The following is an 18,073-nucleotide window of genomic DNA, read 5'->3' on the forward strand; positions in this document are numbered from 1 at the left end:
CCCCCGGCTCCGCACCGGGCATGAGGTTTTCCTCACGGTTTGGGCGACTCGCCGCCCGGCAATGGTTATTCGGACCACATCTGCCCATACGGTTGAAGATGTGAAACGGACTCCCATGGAATTGGCTGCAATGGCCAGCGCTGCCGTCCCGGGGCTGACCCCTACCGGCGTTGCCGGTTCCCCGGACGATGCTGCGGATTTTGACGCGGCGCTGCTGATCGACGACGCCGGGCGCAGGTGGCGCGTCCGGTCCCCCAAACATCTCGAGGCCAGCATGCGCCTGGAGACCGAACTGCTGGTCCTGCGCACCTTCGTCCCCGCTGTCCGGGCGGAGCTGCCGTTTGCCCTCCCGTATGTGGCAGGCACCGTCCGCCAGGGAGAGCTGTGCACTTTTGTCTACTCCCACCTTCCCGGCGCGACACGCAGCATCGATGAGCTGATGACGTCCGGGCGTTCCGTTGGAGCGGAGATCGGCCGGGCTATGGCCGCTATCCACGCCATTCCCCGGGAACTCGTCACCTCGGCGGACCTGCCCAGCTACAGCGCGAATGAGTTCCGCCAGCGGCGCCTGAACGAGCTGGACCAGGCGGCCACCACGGGCAAGATTCCCTCCGTACTGCTGCGGCGCTGGGAACATGCACTGGAGGACGTCTCGCTCTGGCGCTTCAAGCCCACCGTGGTCCACGGCGACCTGCATGAAGACAACATCCTCCTCACCGGGGAACGGGTCAGCGCGGTTACCGGCTGGACCGACCTTCGGGTGGGCGACCCCGCGGATGATTTCGCGTGGCTGATCGCGGCCAACGATCCCCGGTTCACCGAGACCGTGCACAGCGCGTACCTTGCGGCCAGCACTGATCCTGAGGACCCGCATCTGATCCGCCGGGCAGCACTGTCCGCGGAATTCGCCCTTGCCCAGTGGCTGGTGCGCGGCGTCGCCGCCGAAAACTCCACCATGGTGGACGAAGCCGTGGAGATGCTCGGCACCCTCGAGGAAGACGTGCGGGCGCAGGAGGCGTCCGACCGGCGCGCTGACCAGTCCCGCGCTGCAGAGGCCCGGGCCGAGGCCGCCGAAGCTGCCGCCGCCGCCGTCCGGCCGGCAGCCGGCAAGGTCACTGTTGTCCCCATCGCTCCGGACACGGCTCCCGCCGTGGCGGACACGGCTCTGGCACCGGCAGGCGCAGACGCTGGGTCCGACGGCACGGGCACCGACGGCCCTGCCCCGGCGGCAGAGGGCGACGGAGACCAAAGCGGCACCGGCGGAGCAAAGGAGAGCCCCGCGGCGGAAGCGGAAAAGGGTGATGCCGGCACCGCCGACGCCGCCGCCCTCCGCACGGACACCGGCGGAGACAACGCTGCGCCTGAAAAAGGTCCCGTCTCCGGGAAAGAGGGGAAAGACGGGGAGGAAGCGGACGCACCCGAAGGCAGTGCAGACCCCGGCACCGCGACTACCGCTCTCCCCCTGACCCCGGTTCCGGACAAGTAGCCGGCCTGCCCCCGCTTCACTGGTGCCCCGCCGATTCGGCGGGGCGCCTTTTCTTTCTGGAAACTCTTGCGCCGGCCTGTTGCCGGTCCTACGGTTAGTTCCATCAGTAGCGAACCAAGCAGGCAATGAACCAAGCAGGCAATGAACCAACCAAGCAGGGAACCAGTTCTTGGTTATCAGCCCCACCGCCGGGGAATCCACCGCAGGAGACGCCGTGATTGATGACAGCAGGCCGATCTTCCAGCAGATCGCCGACCGCGTCGAAAGCGACATCCTCGACCGAGCACTTCAGGAGGAAGGCCAGGTGCCTTCCACCAATGAATTTGCTGCCTTCTACCGGATCAACCCGGCGACTGCAGCCAAAGGCATCAACCTCCTCGTGGACGAAGGCATCCTCTACAAGCGCCGTGGAATCGGCATGTTTGTGGCGCCCGGAGCGAGGGAAGCCGTACTGAAAAAGAGGCGCGACCAGTTCTATGAGCAGTATGTCCGTCCCCTGGCCATCGAGGCACGGAAGCTGGGCATTCATGCCCCGGAGCTCACCGGATTGATTCAGCGCAGCGCCGTTGAAACCGAAGGGAGCATGGCGCCATGAATGTCGGCACCACGAATGTGATAGAAACCCGGAACCTCACACGCCGTTACCGGGACCAGCTAGCGCTTGACAACGTTGACCTGGATATCTCCGGCGGCCGCATTTACGGGCTGCTCGGACGCAACGGGGCGGGCAAGACAACCCTGATGTCGATCCTCACCGCCCAGGCCTTCGAATCCTCAGGTGAGGTGCGCGTCTTCGGCGAGCACCCCTTCGAAAACGAGCGGGTGCTGCCCAGGCTGTGCTTCGTGCGCGAATCACAGAAGTACCCGGATGACTTCACTCCCGCAAATGCCCTGGCTTCGGCCCGGCTGTTCTATCCGAACTGGGACGGGGAGTTTGCCCTCTCCCTGGCGGATGAATTCCAGCTCCCGCTCAAACGGCGGCTGAAGAAACTCTCCCGCGGCCAGCTCTCCGCCGTCGGCGTCATTCTCGGACTGGCGTCGCGTGCCGACATCACCTTCTTCGATGAGCCATATCTTGGCTTGGACGCAGTGGCCCGCCAGATCTTCTATGACCGCCTGGTCGAAGACTTTGCCCTGTATCCGCGCACCATCCTGCTGTCCTCACACCTGATCGACGAGGTAGCCAACCTCCTGGAACACGTCATCGTGATCGACCACGGCAGGATCGTGCTCAACGACGATGCCGAAAACATCAGGGGCAGCGCCGTAACCGTTACCGGAACGGCCGAGATTGTAGGAGCCTTCTCCGCCGGCCGGCCGGTACTGCACAGCGAGTCCCTGGGCTCCCTCGCCTCGGTGACCCTGGAATCCCGGCTGGACGACGGCGAGCGCCGGGAAGCTGCCGAACTCGGGCTGCAGCTGACCCCGGTTTCGCTGCAGCAGCTGATTGTCCGCAAGTCCCTGCAGGTCGACGCCGGCCAACCATCCGGCGCCGATGCAGCTGACAGCATGGAGGCCATGAAATGAACCGCGCACTAGCCGTGGCGCGGATGCAGCTGACCAATAAATGGATTTATCTCTGGATTCCGCTGATCATCCTTGCCACGTCCACCCTCATTTCCCTTGCCGTCTTCGCGATGGCCCCACCCGAGGCACCCACCGTCATTTCAGGCTCCGGCCAGTCCGTTATGTGGTATTTTTTCGCCCTCGGCATCCAGGCCATGACGCTCATCTTCCCCTTCTCCCAGGCGCTGAGCGTCAGCCGCCGCGCCTTCTACCTCGGCACGCTCGGCCTGTTCAGCCTGGCGGCGCTGACCCTGGCCGTCCTGTACTGGGGGCTGGGGCTGATCGAGCAGGCGACAAACGGCTGGGGAATGGACGGGGCGATCTTCGCCATTCCGTGGATCGCGGACGGCACCTGGTATGAACAGATCCTGTTCTACTTCGGCGTGACCATCCTGCTGTTTATGCTGGGTTTCTGGAGCTCGACCATCTACAAGCGGTGGAGGACTGTCGGCCTCACCGTCACGCTGGTCGGCGCCGCCGCGGTGCTGCTGGGCCTGCTAGCCCTCATCTCCTGGCGGGATGCCTGGCCTTCCGTCGGCGCCTGGATAGTGCAGCTCACGCCGCTCTCGCTGGGCGGGTGGGTGCTGGCCGCCGGGGCGCTGCTTGCCGTGACTTCTTACGCCACGCTCCGGCGCGCCGTTCCCTGACCATCCCCGACCGGGCCACCCGCCCGAACCCCGTCCGCCGACTCAGAATCCGGCGGACGGGGTTTTTGCCGCCTGCCGGATGATCTCCTCCAGCTCGGCTTCACCGGCCAGGTTGTACGGACGGATCAGCTTGTCGGCCGCAACGTAGTAGAAGGCAGCGCGCACCTTCTCCAGCGGGACCCCCTTGAGCCGGGCCCATGCCAGCCGGTACACGGCGAGCTGTACTGACCGCACATCCAGCTTCTGCGACGACGGCGGCGCGCCGGTTTTCCAGTCAATCAGGTCCCAGGTGCCGTCAGCGTCCTGGAAGACGGCGTCAATCCGGCCGCGGACGACGACGGTGTCCACCTTGGTCTCCACCGGTACTTCGATGAAGGCAGGCGTCCGCTGCGCCCAGTCCGATGCCTCGAACGTGGCGATCATGTCCTCGAGCTGATAGGCCTCATCCACGTACGCGTCGGCGGCTCCGGGGTACTCGTCGATGTCCAGCATGCCGCTCGTGCCGAAGAATTCCTCGACCCAGGCGTGGAAGGCGGTGCCCTTGCGCGCGGCCATGCCCGGCTGCCGCGGAACCGGCCGGCGGAGCTGTCGGGTGACTTCCGCCGGGTTGTCCTTCAGGTCCACCAGCATGGAGGCCGAAATGTGTGCCGGAAGTTCCACCTGCACCACTTCGTTGGGCGGGCGGTGCCGTGCCAGCACCAATTCCGTTTCCCGGCTCCAGCGGCCGGGTTCCTGCTCCGGGCTCCCGGCCCGCGCCGTCCGGCTGCCTGCAGACTCCAGCACGGCCTCGGCCGCGGCTTCCATCGCCGCCCGGCGCGGTCCGAGCGGATCAACCGGCCATACCGCCCGCTCTGCCTCGGCGTTGGCCGGGTTTTCCGTCCCCTCGTCTTCGGGCATAACCCAGTTCAGCAGCCGGTAGCCGGAGGCGCCGGACTGTTCCAGGTCGTAGAGGTCCTGCAGGTACCGCGACGGGGCCAGCGGTTTGGACCGTCCTCCGCCCCATGCGGAAGAGGTGCAGATCAGCACGGACTTGGCGCGGGTGAACGCCACGTAGGCAAGCCGGCGTTCCTCCCGTTCGGCGTGGCCCTTCGCATCTTCGCTGAACAGCTTTTCACTCTCCAGCCAGGACTTCTGGTCCACCTGTTCCCAGTCCCACTGCGGCAGGTCCAGGCTGTCGCCGCGCAGGGTCCACGGCATCGCCGAGTCTCCGCTGCTCCAGCGGGAATCCTTGTCGCTGGGGAACGAGGCTTCGTTCAGGCCCGGGACCACCACAATGTCCCATTCCAGGCCCTTGGACGCGTGGACCGTGAGGAGCTGCACCGCTTCCCGGCTGGGTTCCAGGGGCGTCACGGGCAGGCCGTTTTCCTCGGAGTTCGCAGCTTCCAGCCAGGCCAGGAACGCGGCCAGGTCCACCCGCTCCGCCGAGGAGCTGAACGTGGCTGCGGCGTCGATAAAGGCGTCGAGGTTCCGGCGGGACTCGTGCAGGGTGACCCCGGGCTTCGCCGCCACCTCGATGTCCAGCAGGATCCGGCGTTCCACCTCCCCGATCAAGGTGGTCAGGTCCTCGCCGACGAAACCGCGCAGGTCCCGCAGCTCGTTCCGGAGCAGCGTCAGGCGCCGCAGCCCTTCCTCGGAGAGGGACCGGCCGGCGTTGGAGACCCAGCCGGGCCGCGGCAGGGAGTCAACGGCTTCCACCAGGCTGCCGGCCTCCACCAGATCGGCTTCCACCACGAGGTCCGGGCCTTCATCAGGGCCGTGGATATCGGCGGCGTCGGCAACCCGGACGGCACGCTCACGGACCCGGACCAGGTGCCGGGACCAGTCGGCCAGCGCCATGAGATCGGCCGGTCCAATTCGCCACCGTGCTCCGGCCAGGATCCGCAGCATGGAATCCGAACGTCCGGGATCGCCCAGGACCCGCAGGACGGCGAGCAGGTCCACCACTTCCGGCGTGGACAGCAGTCCGCCCAGGCCGACAATCTGCACTGGAATCCCCCGCTGCTCCAGTTCCTTGCGGATCGGCTCGAACTGCTTGCGTCCGCGGCACAGCACCGCCACGGTGGGCCTCACGGGCTGGTTGCGCTCGTCCCGTTCGAAGGTCCGGCTGCGGTGGAACGCCACCTGCTCTGCCACCGCTTCCGCCTCCCCCAGGATCCGTTCCGGCGTGCCCTTTCCCGGCTCCACCGAGACATCGCACAGATAGCGGCCCAGATATACCTCGCCGACCGGGGCGCTGGGCTTGGCCTGCAGCTCGGGCACGTGCGGCAGGCGCTGGTGCTTAAGCCATGGGGCAACCCCGTTCAGCGGGGCGGAGACGGTATTGGCTGCCGCCAGCACCGAGGTGGAGTTCCGCCAGGCCACGGACAGGTTCGCCAGCGGTGCCAGCTCCCGGCCGTTGTCGGTGAACAGCGGGAACTTCTCCCGGAAGGTGCCCAGCTGGCCCGCGGAGGCGCCGCGGAACCCGTAAATGGACTGATGCGGGTCCCCCACGGCGGTTACGGAGCGGCCGTCGCCGAACAGGTTGGAGAACAGCACCATCTGCGCATGGGAGGTGTCCTGGAACTCATCCAGGAGCACCACCTTGAACTTGGCGCGCTCCATTTCCACGGCTTCGGGGATGGTGGCGGCAATCCGGGCAGCCAGCTCCACGAGGTCGCCGAAGTCCAGCTGCCGGCGTTCCGCCTTGGCCTGCCGGTACGCTTCCACCAGTTCGGTCACGGAGATGCGCGTCCGCAGGCGGTTGATCAGCTTCCGGGCGGCCTGGGTGGGTTCCTTCGGCTTGCCGAACTGATACGGCAGCGCCGAGACCGCGGCCACGTGGGCTTCGAGCTCGGCGCGGACCTCGGCCGGGGTGCGGAGGTGTTCGGAGCATTCGCCGGCCATCTGCAGCACCGCGCCGACCAGGGTGGACTTGGCTGCGGTGAAGTGTTCGTAGTCCCCGGAATAGGCTTCCACCACTTCATTGGCCAGCTGCCACGACTGCGCGCCGCCAAGCATCACGGAATCGCGTTCGACGCCGATCCGCAGGCCGTAGTCGTTCACGATGCCGTTCGCGTAGGAATGGTAGGTGGAAACGCTCGGTTCCATCCGTTCCTCGCCGCCGCCGGCGGTGTCCGGATCCGCTGCTCCGCCGGGTTCGGCGTCGAGCTGGTGGTAGAGCAGGTTCAGGCGCGCGCGGATGCGGGAGGCCAGCTCGCCGGCCGCCTTGCGGGTGAAGGTGACGCCAAGAATCTCCTCGGGCCGGACCAGTTCGTTGGCCACGAGCCAGACGACCCGGTCCGCCATGGTCTTGGTTTTGCCCGAGCCCGCCCCGGCGATGACCAGCAGGGGTTCGAGGGGGCCCTCGATGATCCCGATCTGGTCCTCGGTGGGGTACTGCACCGACGAGTTCGGGTCAGTGTGCAGCAGTTCCGCCAGTTCCCGGGCGGAGTACTTCGGGACGGGCGCCGCTTCCGGCAGCCCGCCTGGCACCTCGTCGGTTAAGGACGCACTCACTCGGTGACCTGCTTTCCTTCAGCACAGATGGGACAAATCTCGGGCAGCCGGCAGCCGTTGCCGCCGAATCCGCTGCGGCCCGGGTCATGGACGGTTTCGAAGAACGCCGCGGACATCAGGGCCGCGGCATTGCGGACCATCTCCCGCGCAGTGGTGTCCTCCGGATCCAGGGGCGGCTGTTCCTGGACGGAAACACCCTTGTTGGTAGTGCCCAGCTGCACCAGGGCGGCTCCGCCGGGCACCGGCGGGGCGTCCGGCAGCGCTCCTTCGCGTACGGCCTCCTGGTAGGCGGCCAGCTGGGGGTGCCCCAGCAGGTCGTCCTTCTTCGGGGCCGATTTTCCGGTCTTCAGATCGACGATGAACAGCCGCCCGTCGGCATCGGCTTCCAGCCGGTCGATCTGGCCGCGCAGCAGCGCAGTGCGGACCGCGCCGTCGATCTCCACCGGCAGTTCCACCTCGAAGTCCTTTTCAACGGCTACGAGGGAACGGCCGCTGCGGCGCATGCTGATGACGTATTCGGCCAGCTTGCGGACCATGGTTTCAGCCCGCTGGTAGTCCATCTGCCCCTCCCAGTTGTCCTTCATGCCCAGGGACGGCCAGCGTTTCTGCAGCTCCTGCACGTACTCGCTGCCGGCGGCGTCGGGCATGTCCTGCGCGATGGAATGCACCAGCGTGCCCAGGGAGCGGGCGAAATCGGTGGCCTGCTCGCCGCCGGCAGCGGAGACGAACCAGCTCAGGGGCGACTTCAGCACGGCATCGACCTTGGAGGGCGATACCGGGATCGGCGCATCCGGGGGCAGGATGGGGGCCGTGCTGGACAGCGGCGCGAGTCCCCACCACTTTTCCGGATGGGCGCCGGGAACCGGAACGGGATGGTTCAGCATGGTACCCAGGTGATGGACGGCTTCGGCTGCCAGTTCCGGGTCTTCCCCGGGCTGCTGGGCATACCGGCGCAGCTCCGCCACCAGCGAGCGAAGCGTGTGCGGACGGAGGACTTCGGTCCGCTGGCGTTTTTCCGCCCCCGGTTCCAACGGCGCCACGAGGTCCAGGAAGGCAGAGGGCTGTTCATCCTCGGAGGAGACGGCCGTGCAGATCAGGACTTCCCGGGCGCGTGAAATGGCGGTCGAGAAGCTGCGCAGCTCATCAAAGCGGATGGACTGCATCAACGTCAGCGGGCTGCGGTGGGCACGGAAGTTGTCGCCGTGCTCCACGGCTGCCACCAGCTCGCCGCTGCCCAGCAGTTCACCGCGGAGACGCAGGTTCGGCCACACGTCCTGCTGGATGCCGGCGACGATCACCATGGGCCATTCCCGCCCGGCGGCGCTGGCCGGGGTGAGCAGCTCCACTGCCTCACGGCGCTGGGCACGGGCAGCCAGGGTATCCATGGGCAGCTCGGAGCTGGTCAGGTAGTCCAGGAACTGCGCCGGAGTGGAGCCGGGCAGCTGGTCGACATAGCGTTCGGCAGTCTGGAACAGGGCCATGATTGCGTCGAGGTCGCGGTCTGCGCGTGAGGCACCGGGCCCGCCGGAGAGGGCCGTTTCCGCCCAGCGCTTGGACCAGCCGGAGACGGACCACAGTGCCCACAGGACGGTCTCCGCGGTAGCTCCCGGTTCCTTGGCGGCTGCCCGGCCGGCGGCCAGCATGGCGGAGATGCGCTGGGCGGCCGGACGGGCGTCCCAGCTCAGGCCGGCGAGCGCCCGCCCGGATTCCGACTCCGGGTCCAGCAGCGACTCCACCAGCAGGGCGTCGCTGGTCCGTCCGCCGCCGGAGCTTCGCTCTTCGCGGCGCAGCGCCTGCCGCAGCCGGCGCAGTTCCAGCGTGCTGGCACCGCCGATGCGTGAGGTCAGCAGCGACACGGCCAGCTCGGGGGTGAGCAGTTCCGGATCCAGCACGACGGCGAACGCGTCCAGCAGCGGGCGGACGGCGGCTTCGTCGCGCACCGCCCGTTCCGCGACGGGTACCTTGACTTCGATTCCCTGCCCGGTGAGGTAGCGCTGGAGGGCAGCCAGCTGGGCGCCGGTCCGGACAATGACGGCTATATCCTCCAGCGAACGGCCCTGCAGCAGCTGCGCTTCCAGGATCCGCTGAGCCACATACCGCTGTTCATGCATGGGGGTGTCCACAACGTGCGCCTCGGCCGTGCCCGCTGCCGGTGCGGCTGCGGACTCCGAAGCGTCCGGCGCTTCCACCTGGGTGTCGCCGTCGGCCGGCACGCCCGCCGGTGCCGTCCCGATGAACCGGGCATCCGCCACGGCGGTGCGGTAGGACGGCAGCTGGCCGACCACGGAAATCCGCGAGGCCGTGCGGGTCCAGGCACCGGCCAGCGAGCCGGTCAGGCGGTGCGAGGTGGTCAGGACACGGGTATCGAGGCGGTCAAAACGCCTGCCCAGCTGGCCCACCAGGTCCGGGCGCGCGCCGCGGAAACCCTGCACCACGGTGTCGGGGCAGGCAGTGGCAAGGGAATCCCCGGTGCCGGCCAGCAGCGCGTAGAGGCTGTGGATGGCGGGGTTGGCTTCCTGCAGGTCATCGACCAGGACCAGCTGCTGGCGTTCCTGCTCGGCCGCCAGGAACTCCGGATCCGAGTGCAGGATGTTCAGTGCGGAAGTAATGATGCCTGCCGGGTCGAAGGACTCGGGCATGCGCAGGTCCAGGACGTCCCGGTACTCGGCATACAGCTCCGCGGCTGCCACCCAGTCCGGTCGGCCGTGCCGCTGCCCCAGTTCGCGCAGCTCTTCGGCGGAAATGCCGTACTCGATCACGCGGTCGAAGAGCTGGCGGATTTCCTGCCGGAACCCGCGGGTGCCCAGGGCAAGGTCCAGGCTGTCCGGCCACGGCAGTTCCGGCACGCCGTGCTGTCCGTGTCCGGCCAGCAGTTCCTTGATGATGACGTCCTGCTCAGCGCCGGACAGGAGCTTCGGTGCGCGCGTGAGGTAGGGCAGGCGGCCTTCGGTCTTGGCCCGCCGGATCAGGTCGAAGGCGTAGGACGCCCAGGTCCGGGCGGGAGCGGTGCTCAGGGTGCCCTGCAGCCGCGCCGACAGCGCGTCCCGCAGGCCGGCAGCGGCAAGGCGGGAAGGAGCCAGCATCAACAGGCGTGACGGGTCCAGTCCGTCGCGTTCAATCCGGGCAACGGCGGCCTCCACCAGGACGGTGGACTTGCCGGTACCCGGCGCTCCGAGGACAAGCACGGGGCCGCTGCCCGTGGGCAGGTCCACCACGGCCTGCTGGTCTGCGCTGAGCCTGGGCGCGGACAGTGCGCCTGCAGCCGGGCCGACGAGTTGGAGTTCAACGCTCATGGTTCCACTTCATCATGTCCCTCCGACAATCCTGATATCGGCGCTTCCAGCGGCTGCTTCCGCGCGGCGGCGCGCGGCCCGGAGGCGGGTCCTCCCGGCGGCGGGTCCTCCCGGAGCGCAGCGCGGAGGCTGTCCAGCCGGTCCCATTCCGCCTCGTCCGGCTGCCAGCGCGCAGCTGTGATCCGCACCCGGTAACCCGCCCCGTCGCCGTCCGCTGTTCCCCTCACCGGGGTGCCCTCGCGGCGGTAATGGTCCCAGGCACGCCGCTCATGGCAGCGAGGCGGCTGTCCCGAAGACCGCAGGACGCGCCACCAGCACACCTCGGAACCGCGCGCCGCCATCACGGCACCTACCTGGCGCGGCCCGCCGGCGTCGAGCAGTTCGGCAATGTCGCCGTAGGAAAGCACGCGGCCGGGAGGTATGAGATCGGCCACAGCGAGCACCGCGTCGGCGTAGTCCCTGCGCATATCCAGTAGGGTACCGACGCCGCCGCGGCCGCCGCCAATCCCGGGAATGTCACCGCGCCCGGATAAGTTGGAGGCATGAACAGCTGGCATGAACTCCCCCGGGCCGCCTTTGACCTGGAGACCACGGGCCGGGACCCGCAGACCGCGCGCATCGTCACCGCATCCATCATCCTGGTCAACGGCCGCGGCGAAACCCTGCAGCACCACGAGTGGCTGGCCTGCCCGGAAATCCCCATCCCCGCGGAGGCGGCAGCCATCCACGGCATCACCAATGAACGTGCCCGGGCGGAAGGCGGAAACCCGGCCGCCGTGACGGCCGAGGTAGCCGAGGTGCTGGCGGGCATGTTCGCCGCAGGCATTCCCGTCCTGGCTTTCAACGCCTGCTATGACTTCACTGTCCTGGCCCGCGAATGCGAGCGGTTCGGCCTGACGGCCCCCCGTCCCGTGCCCGTGATCGATCCCTACATCCTGGACAAGCAGGTGGACCGGTTCCGCCGCGGCAAGCGCACCCTCACCGCCATGGCCGAGCACTACGGCGTGGGTTTTGAAAATGCGCACACCTCCGCCGCCGACGTCGCGGCCACCCTGTCCGTCGCTGCGGTGATGGCCCAGAAGTACCCGGAACTGCAGTGCGATGCGCGCACCCTGCACGATTCCCAGGTCAGCTGGGCCGCCGGCCAGGCCGCCAGCTTCCAGGAATACCTGCGGCGCCGGGACCCGGAGGCAGTGATTGACGGCAGCTGGCCGTTCCGTCCCGCACCTGACCACGCCCCGGATTCCGTCCTGGATCCCGCCTGATCCCTCCGGGTCTCTCCGGGTCCGCTGCCCGGGTCCGCCGCCGCTGAACGCTCCTTCACAGGCCGTCACTTTGGCAGGGGCGCGGCAGTCGTCATGCGATACTGGTTACTGTGTTTGGCGCTGATGGCGCCCCAGGCGTACGGCTCGTAATTTAACGCGCGCGTACAGTCTCGCGCCACGAGATTGGCAGGCACCCTCCGCACAGCCGGCATTGAGGCACGGCACCGAACCGTGCTCCTTTCCCCATGCTCCGGTCCGGCCATTTACGCACATAACGAGGATGAATGATCACAGTTACCGACCTGCGCAAGGTCTACCGGCAGGGCGACCGTACGGTCACTGCACTGGACGGCGTGAGCCTGAGCGTGCCCAAGGGGTCGATCCACGGGATCATCGGGCACTCCGGTGCCGGAAAGTCCACCCTGGTCCGCTGCCTGACCCTGCTGGACCGGCCGACGTCGGGCTCCGTCACGATCGACGGCCGTGAACTGACCGCGGTAAAGGACTCCGAGATCCGCGCCGCCCGCCGCCGGATCGGCATGGTGTTCCAGCACGCGAACCTCATGGACTCCCGCACCGCCGCCGCCAACATTGCGCACCCGCTGGAGCTGGTGGGCACGAAGAAGAGCGTCATCGACGCCCGGGTGAAGGAACTGCTGGCCCTGGTTGGCCTCGAAGGCAGTGCAGGAGCATACCCCGCCCAGCTTTCCGGCGGGCAGAAGCAGCGCGTGGGCATTGCCCGGGCGCTGGCCTCCGATCCGGACGTGCTGCTGTGCGATGAGCCGACCTCGGCCCTGGACCCCGGCACCACTGATGACATCCTCGACCTGATTTCCGAGCTCACCCGGCGCCTGGGCCTGACGGTCCTGATCATCACGCACGAGATGAACGTGGTGAAGCGGATCTGCGATTCGGTCTCCCTGCTCGAAGCCGGACGGGTCGTGGAACACGGCCCGCTGCGCGAGGTTGCCTCCGACCTGCGCGGCCGGCTGGCCAAACAGCTGATCCCGCTGCCCGTAACGCCGCCGTCGCCCGGCGGTCCGGTCCTGGAACTGCTGTTCACGGGCCAGACCACCTCGGATCCGGTGCTTTCCGCGCTGACCCGCCGGTTCGACACCGACGTCAACGTCCTGGCCGGCAGTGTCGAACTGCTGGCCGGAACCCGCTTCGGACGGCTGCGTATCCAGCTGGACTCGCATACCGACATGGCCGCCGTCCATGAATACCTCGCCCTGCAGGGCGTCACCGTGGAGGTGGCCGCATGAACTTCCTGACCGGACTCTTCGACAACCCCGGCATCACCAAGGCCCTGCCCGAAGCCGTGATCGAAACGCTTCAGATGGTGGGCATCTCCGGGTTCTTCACCCTGCTGATCGGCCTGCCGCTGGGTGTGTTCCTGCACGTCTCCGCACCCGGGGGCCTGCTCCCGATGAAGATCGTCAACCGGATTGTCAGCGACATCATTGTCAACATCACCCGGTCGGTGCCGTTCGCCATCCTGATGGTCACGCTGATTCCGCTGGCACGCCTCATCACCGGCACCTCGATCGGCCCCGTGGCCGCTTCGGTCTCGTTGAGCATCGCCACCATCCCGTTCTTTGCCCGGCTGGTGGAAAACGCCCTCCGCGACGTTTCCGGCGGCAAGATCGACGCAGCCCTGGTGATGGGCTCCACCAGGATGCAGGTGGTTACCAAGGTCCTGCTGGGCGAGGCCCTGCCCGGTCTCGTCGCGGCCCTGACCACCACGCTGGTGACCCTCGTGGGCTACTCCGCCATGGCCGGCATCGTCGGCGGCGGCGGACTGGGCCGGCTGGCCTACAACTACGGCGTCCAGCGCTTTGACACCCAGGTCATGGTGGTCACGATCATCATCATTGTGGCCCTCGTGCAGATCATCCAGCTCGCGGGTGATTTCGTTTCGCGCCGCGTGGACCACCGCTCGGCCACAGGAACCGGCCGGCGCAGCCGCCCGGCTGCCGCAGCAGAAGGCATCAGCCCCGACGCCGCGCCCGCCGGCACCGCCCGCGAACCCGACAAGGCCCAGGTCTAGTCCCAGTCTTCGCAAAGGTCCCGGGCACGCCCTGCGGACCCTGCGGATCTGCAGCCAGTAGCCGCTAGCTGCACCTCCCCCCGGACGGCGGTGTTCCGCTTCCCGGGTTACGTGAAAGGAACGCATTCGATGCGTAAAGCACTTACCCTCGTTGCCACCGGTGTGGCCACGGCTCTGGCGCTGACGGCTTGCGGCGGATCCGATTCCGCCTCCAGCGCCGTTGAGAGCCTTGACCCGGCGAAGCCGGTCACCCTCACAGTGGGCGCCAGCCCCACGCCGCACGCCCGGATCCTGGAGTTTGTCCGCGACAACCTCGCCGAGGGCACCGGCCTGGAACTCGAAATCCAGGAGTTCGACGACTACGTGACGCCGAACATCTCCCTCAACGACGGCGACAGCGACGTCAACTTCTACCAGCACCTGCCCTACCTGGAATCCCAGATGGAGAGCCAGGGCTACGAGTTCGAGCACGGTGCCGGCATCCATGTGGAGCCCTACGCCGCGTTCTCGGAGAAGCACGAGGACGTTTCCACCATCAAGGAGGGCGCCCGGGTCATGGTCACCAACGACCCCTCGAACCAGGCCCGCGCCCTGAAGATGCTTGAAGAGGCCGGACTCGTGAAGGACATCGCGGACGATTCCTCGGTACTGACCCTGACCGATGAACAGAATCCCAAGGGCCTGGACTTCCAGGAAAACCAGCCGGAACTGCTGGTCAACGACCTCAGCGATCCCACCGTGGACCTGGCCATCATCAACGGCAACTACATTCTCGAAGCCGGGCTGAACACCGACGACGCCCTGCTGGTGGAATCCGCCGAGGATAACCCGTACGCCAACTTCCTCGTCTGGAAGGCCGGCGCCAAGGACGCACGGATCGACAAGCTCGAGGAACTGCTCCACTCCCCCGAAACCAAGGCCTTCATCGAAGAGACCTGGCCGAACGGTGACGTAACACCCGCTTTCTAAGCCAAGACAACGAAAAACCCCGCACTTCCCGTGAAAGGGAGGTGCGGGGTTTTTCGTGCCTTCGAACGCCTGCCTTACGGCTGCGCCTCGGCTGCGGCCTTCGCGGCGGCCGGAAGGGCGGCGTAGATCCGGTCCATTGCGGCGTCGTCGTGGGCGCCGGACAGGAACCAGGCCTCGAACACCGACGGCGGCAGGTACACACCGGCGTCGAGCATCGAGTGGAAGAACGGCCGATAGCGGAAGGCTTCCTGCGCCTGTGCCTGCTCGTAGTTGTGCACGCCGGCGGCGGAGGTGCCGAAGGCGACGCTGAAGAGGCTGCCGGCACGCTGGATGCTGTGGTCCACCCCGGCTGCGTCGAGGGCGGCGGACACGGCTGCGGAGAGCTCCGCGGAGCGCTTGTCGACGGTGGCGTAGACCTCGGCGGTGGCGGCCTTCAGGGTGGCGACGCCGGCCGCCATCGCGATCGGGTTACCCGAGAGGGTGCCGGCCTGGTAGACCGGGCCCAGCGGCGCGAGGTAGTCCATCACGTCGGCACGGCCGCCCAGGGCGGCGACGGGCATACCGCCGCCGATCACCTTGCCGAAGGTGAACAGGTCCGGGGTCCAGCCTTCCACCGCGCCGGTCAGGCCCCAGTAGCCGCCCGGGCCGGTACGGAAACCGGTGAGCACCTCGTCGAGGATCAGCAGGGCGCCGTGCGCGGCGGTGATCCGGGACAGGGCGGCATTGAAGCCCTCGTCCGGAGTGACCACGCCCATGTTGGCGGGGGCCGCTTCGGTAATGACCGCGGCAATGTCGGCGCCGTGCTCCGCGAATGCCTTTTCGACGGCGGCAACGTCGTTGTACGGCAGCACCAGTGTCTCGGCGGCAGTGGCTTCGGTGACGCCGGCCGAGCCGGGCAGTGCCAGGGTGGCCAGGCCGGAACCGGCGGAGGCCAGCAGTCCGTCGAGGTGGCCGTGGTAGCAGCCGGCGAACTTGATGACCAGGTTCCGGCCGGTGAAGCCGCGGGCCAGCCGGATCGCGGTCATGGTGGCCTCGGTGCCGGTGGAGACCATGCGCAGGCGCTTGACGCCCGGCACCCGGTCCATCACCAGCTGCGCCAGTTCGGCCTCGGCCGGGGTGGACGCACCGAAGGACAGCCCGTTGTCGACGGCGGCGTGGACGGCCGCTAGGACGTCCGGGTGGGAGTGTCCCACCAGGGCCGGCCCCCAGGAGCAGACGAGGTCAACGTATTCGCGGCCTTCGGAGTCCGTGATGTACGGGCCCTTGGCGGAGACCATAAAGCGCGGGGTGCCGCCCACGGAGCCGAAGGCCCGGACCGGGGAGTTCACGCCGCCGGGCATCAGGGCCCGGGCGCGGTCAAAGAGTTCTTCGGAGGAAGACGGTGAGACAGATGAGGACATTACTTGCTTTCCTTCAGCCAGGCCGCCAGCTCGGTGGCCCAGTACGTGAGAATCATGTTGGCGCCGGCCCGCTTGATGCCAAGCACGGACTCTTCGATGGCCCGGCGGCGGTCAATCCAGCCGTTGGCGGCGGCAGCTTCAATCATCGCGTACTCGCCGGAGATCTGGTAAGCGCCCACGGGGACCGGGGACATGGCGGCCACGTCGGCCAGTACGTCGAGGTAGCTCATGGCCGGCTTGACCATCACCATGTCGGCGCCTTCTTCAAGGTCCAGTTCCACTTCGAGCAGTGCTTCGCGGCGGTTCGAGGCGTCCATCTGGTAGGTCCGGCGGTCACCCTTCAGCTGGGAGTCGACCGCTTCGCGGAAGGGGCCGTAGAACGCGGAGGCGTACTTCGCGGCGTAGGCAAACAGGGAAACGTCGGTGTACCCGGCGGTGTCCAGGGCGTGGCGGATGACGGCGATCTGCCCGTCCATCATGCCCGACGGACCCAGTACATGTGCACCGGCGCGGGCCTGCTCCACGGCCATCCGGCCGTAGATCTCCAGGGTGGTGTCATTGTCCACGACGCCGTTGTCGTCCAGCACACCGCAGTGCCCGTGGTCGGTGAATTCGTCCAGGCAGACGTCGCTCATGATGACCAGTTCGTCCCCGACTTCCTCGCGGACGGCGGCGATGCCGCGGTTGAGGATGCCGTTGGGATCGGTGCCGGCACTGCCGACGGCGTCACGCTCGGCGGGGATGCCGAACAGCATGATGCCGCCGATACCCAGCTCTGCAGCTTCGGACGCGGCTTTCTTCAGGCTGTCCATGGTGTGCTGGACGACGCCGGGCATCGAGGTGATCGGGTTCGGCTCGGTGATGCCCTCCCGGACGAAGGCCGGCAGGATCAGCTCGGCCGGATCCAGCCGGAACTCTGCGGTCAGCCGCCGCATGGCGGGGGTGGTGCGGAGCCGGCGGGGGCGGTGCTGGGGGAAGCTCATGGAGGTAATTCTGCCTTCCGGTAATGAGGGGGAACTAGGGAGTAGGACCCGTAGACATAGCAACAAAGAGTGCCTCGGCTATTCCCGCCGGCGTTGGCTGCTTCGCCACGGCATCCGGGCCCACGCCCAGTTCGCGCATCCGTGCGGCAGTGCTGTCGCCAATGGCCACCAGCAGGGTTCCGGCCGGGACCGGCGTGCAGCGGCGGACGAACCGGCGGGCAATGCTCGGGGAGGTGAGGACGACGGCGCGGGGTCCGGCGGGTGCCGAGGCGGCAAAGCCTTCCGGGTCCAGCAGCCCTCCCCCGGTAACCGCCGGGGTGAAGCGCACGCCGGTCGCCGGGTAGTCCACGGTGCAGTACGCGGTCACGGCACGGACGTCCCAGCCCAGGTCCGTCAGCGCGTTGTGCAGTGACGGATCGGCGATGTCGGCCTGCGGCAGCAGCACCCGAAGGTCCCCGCCCTCGGGGTCCGATCCGGACGGGTCTGGCCAGGAGGCGGCCAGCCCCCGGGCCGACTGGTCCGTGTCCGGCAGGAAGTCGATATCGAAGCCGATCTCCTCCAGCGCCTGCCGTGTTCCGGCACCTACTGCGGCGATCCGGGTGTCCGCTGGCACCACGGCGTCGGGGCGGATGCCCAGGGCCGTGCACCGGCGGGTGACCGCCCGGACGGTGGTGACCGAAGTGAAGACCACCCACGCGAACCGGCCGGCCTTCAGCGAATTCAGGGCGCGGTCCAGCAGCGCGGTGTCCGTGGGGAACTGGAAGTCGATCAGGGGCATCAGCGTCACCGATGCCCCGCAGTCCTCCAGCTCCCGGACCATGGCCGAGGCCCGGTCCGGGGTGCGTGGAAGGACAACGTCCAGGCCGACTAGGTCCGGACCCTGGTGCGTGGCTGCCATTTCAGCAGCTCCCGAAGCCGG

Annotated in this window: 14 protein-coding genes; 8 read left to right on the forward strand and 6 right to left on the reverse strand. The window is 67.8% G+C overall.

Features of this window, described 5'->3' with window-relative positions; genetic code table 11:
• Positions 1-115: 115 nt before the first annotated feature.
• The 4 genes from LOC60_RS01090 (at position 116) to LOC60_RS01105 (ending at position 3,699) form a co-directional block, all read left to right on the forward strand.
• The gene (locus tag LOC60_RS01090; RefSeq protein WP_231713052.1) at positions 116-1,486 is read left to right on the forward strand and encodes a phosphotransferase; all 1,371 of its coding nucleotides are present in this window, start codon (positions 116-118) and stop codon (positions 1,484-1,486) included.
• A 214-nt stretch (positions 1,487-1,700) separates the two neighbouring features.
• Positions 1,701-2,081 (forward strand): GntR family transcriptional regulator, encoded by a 381-nt coding sequence (locus LOC60_RS01095; RefSeq protein WP_230021341.1) that lies wholly within the window; start codon positions 1,701-1,703, stop codon positions 2,079-2,081.
• On the forward strand, positions 2,078-3,013 hold the full coding sequence (locus LOC60_RS01100; RefSeq protein WP_230020887.1) for an ABC transporter ATP-binding protein: 936 nt from the start codon (positions 2,078-2,080) through the stop codon (positions 3,011-3,013). The genes LOC60_RS01095 and LOC60_RS01100 overlap by 4 nt, the downstream gene beginning before the upstream one ends.
• Positions 3,010-3,699 carry a hypothetical protein gene (locus LOC60_RS01105; RefSeq protein ID WP_230020889.1) on the forward strand — a complete coding sequence of 230 codons (690 nt, stop codon included), beginning with the start codon at positions 3,010-3,012 and terminating at the stop codon, positions 3,697-3,699. Before LOC60_RS01100 ends, LOC60_RS01105 begins: the two co-directional genes overlap by 4 nt.
• A gap of 42 nt (positions 3,700-3,741) precedes the next feature.
• Here the strand turns inward: LOC60_RS01105 and LOC60_RS01110 are convergent, their stop codons facing one another.
• Genes LOC60_RS01110 through LOC60_RS01120 form a run of 3 tightly spaced genes read right to left on the reverse strand, consistent with a single transcriptional unit; the run spans position 3,742 to position 10,954 of the window.
• Positions 3,742-7,194, reverse strand: coding sequence for an ATP-dependent helicase (locus tag LOC60_RS01110; protein WP_230020890.1), 3,453 nt, complete (start codon positions 7,192-7,194; stop codon positions 3,742-3,744).
• Positions 7,191-10,487, reverse strand: a complete 3,297-nt coding sequence (locus LOC60_RS01115; RefSeq protein WP_230020891.1) for an ATP-dependent helicase — start codon at positions 10,485-10,487, stop codon at positions 7,191-7,193. Before LOC60_RS01115 ends, LOC60_RS01110 begins: the two co-directional genes overlap by 4 nt.
• Positions 10,484-10,954 (reverse strand): MGMT family protein, encoded by a 471-nt coding sequence (locus LOC60_RS01120; RefSeq protein WP_230020892.1) that lies wholly within the window; start codon positions 10,952-10,954, stop codon positions 10,484-10,486. The genes LOC60_RS01115 and LOC60_RS01120 overlap by 4 nt, the downstream gene beginning before the upstream one ends.
• Positions 10,955-11,029: 75 nt before the next feature.
• Here LOC60_RS01120 and LOC60_RS01125 point away from each other — a divergent pair, with 75 nt between their 5' ends.
• The 4 genes from LOC60_RS01125 (at position 11,030) to LOC60_RS01140 (ending at position 14,771) form a co-directional block, all read left to right on the forward strand.
• Positions 11,030-11,752, forward strand: a complete 723-nt coding sequence (locus tag LOC60_RS01125) for a 3'-5' exonuclease (protein WP_230020894.1) — start codon at positions 11,030-11,032, stop codon at positions 11,750-11,752.
• A 284-nt stretch (positions 11,753-12,036) separates the two neighbouring features.
• Positions 12,037-13,017 carry a methionine ABC transporter ATP-binding protein gene (locus LOC60_RS01130; protein ID WP_230020895.1) on the forward strand — a complete coding sequence of 327 codons (981 nt, stop codon included), beginning with the start codon at positions 12,037-12,039 and terminating at the stop codon, positions 13,015-13,017.
• On the forward strand, positions 13,014-13,802 hold the full coding sequence (locus LOC60_RS01135; RefSeq protein ID WP_230020896.1) for a methionine ABC transporter permease: 789 nt from the start codon (positions 13,014-13,016) through the stop codon (positions 13,800-13,802). The genes LOC60_RS01130 and LOC60_RS01135 overlap by 4 nt, the downstream gene beginning before the upstream one ends.
• 129 nt (positions 13,803-13,931) lie before the next feature.
• A complete protein-coding gene (locus LOC60_RS01140; protein WP_230020898.1) occupies positions 13,932-14,771 on the forward strand; it encodes a MetQ/NlpA family ABC transporter substrate-binding protein in 840 nt (279 codons plus the stop codon).
• 74 nt (positions 14,772-14,845) lie between these two features.
• Here the strand turns inward: LOC60_RS01140 and hemL are convergent, their stop codons facing one another.
• The 3 genes from hemL to LOC60_RS01155 are packed head-to-tail and all read right to left on the reverse strand — an operon-like array spanning position 14,846 to position 18,052.
• Positions 14,846-16,171 (reverse strand): glutamate-1-semialdehyde 2,1-aminomutase, encoded by a 1,326-nt coding sequence (gene hemL / locus LOC60_RS01145; protein ID WP_230020901.1) that lies wholly within the window; start codon positions 16,169-16,171, stop codon positions 14,846-14,848.
• Positions 16,171-17,154, reverse strand: a complete 984-nt coding sequence (gene hemB, locus LOC60_RS01150; protein WP_230020902.1) for a porphobilinogen synthase — start codon at positions 17,152-17,154, stop codon at positions 16,171-16,173. Before hemB ends, hemL begins: the two co-directional genes overlap by 1 nt.
• 34 nt (positions 17,155-17,188) lie before the next feature.
• A complete protein-coding gene (locus LOC60_RS01155) occupies positions 17,189-18,052 on the reverse strand; it encodes a uroporphyrinogen-III synthase (RefSeq protein ID WP_230020903.1) in 864 nt (287 codons plus the stop codon).
• Between the last annotated feature and the right edge of the window lie 21 nt (positions 18,053-18,073).

This window comes from Arthrobacter sp. zg-Y769 (assembly GCF_020907405.1).
Taxonomy (GTDB): domain Bacteria; phylum Actinomycetota; class Actinomycetes; order Actinomycetales; family Micrococcaceae; genus Arthrobacter_B.